We start from the raw sequence: 244 nt of genomic DNA on the forward strand, positions 1-244 counted from the left end.
GTATCATTTTCCGGATCGGATGCCGCCGCAGTGAATGTTACTGCTGCGCCAGCAATTTGGGGGCTGGCTAGATCTGAAGCCAGATCAAATACCTCAGGCGGATTGTTTGGAGCAGCCTCAACCACGAATTCCGCTGTCCTGGAGCTATCTCCTTCCGGATTGTGGTTGTTGTCCCGAGCCCTGACCTCGATGGTATGGGAGCCGATCTCCTGCTCGGTTGTCGTCCAGGTCCAGCTCGGGATGG

At 56.6% G+C, this 244-nt stretch carries 1 protein-coding gene; it reads right to left on the reverse strand.

Annotated features, from left to right (window positions below):
• Positions 1-244 (reverse strand): hypothetical protein (locus BP822_RS07035; RefSeq protein WP_286878044.1); only part of this gene is annotated, 244 nt, incomplete at both ends.

The sequence above is a fragment of the Methanosaeta sp. UBA458 genome (assembly GCF_002496085.1).
In the GTDB taxonomy this organism is placed as follows: domain Archaea; phylum Halobacteriota; class Methanosarcinia; order Methanotrichales; family Methanotrichaceae; genus Methanothrix; species Methanothrix soehngenii.